The sequence below is a fragment of the Ferrovum myxofaciens genome, assembly GCF_000735045.1.
In the GTDB taxonomy this organism is placed as follows: domain Bacteria; phylum Pseudomonadota; class Gammaproteobacteria; order Burkholderiales; family Ferrovaceae; genus Ferrovum; species Ferrovum myxofaciens.
The window spans coordinates 1-497 of record NZ_JPOQ01000226.1 but is presented as its reverse complement, the minus strand read 5'-3'; the positions used below and the strand labels follow the sequence as shown (position 1 = coordinate 497).

The following is a 497-nucleotide window of genomic DNA, read 5'->3' as shown; positions in this document are numbered from 1 at the left end:
ACAGCATCCGGCCAGGGATATCGGGCAATTGACCCCACGCTGCTGAAAAGCGCACTACGCAGACAACCCCCTGCGCTCCGATCTGTATCGTTTCACCCAGCACAGCCATTCGTAACCCCCTCCCGAACATCTATCCTTGATGATCGGAGTATGCCGGGGTCAATCCTCCCTGAATACAACGCCGCTGGCTTACCGCTTACCTCGTTCCTGACCGTCCAGCCCCGCCTGATACCATTCCTTGACCTGCTCCACGTACAACCCTTTCCCGCGGCAGTACTCACTCAACTCAATCTCAGACAAATTGGCCGTCTCAATCACCGTCGCCAACTTCGCCTCAGCCGACCAATCCTCTCCCGTTCTCACAACTCCTTGCACCGGTATCCCCTCCATTTTTGCTGCCCTGCGCCAAGCATACAACGTAACGTCTGATATGCCCTCCTGCTTCGCCAATTCCTTGATCGAACAGTTCATCGGGGGCAACATCTTCCTCAATACCG

Annotated in this window: 1 pseudogene; it reads right to left on the bottom strand. The window is 55.7% G+C overall.

Features of this window, described 5'->3' with window-relative positions:
• Positions 1–204 precede the first annotated feature (204 nt).
• Positions 205–497 (bottom strand): annotated as a pseudogene (locus IV91_RS0112985) (IS3 family transposase); the annotation flags it as partial.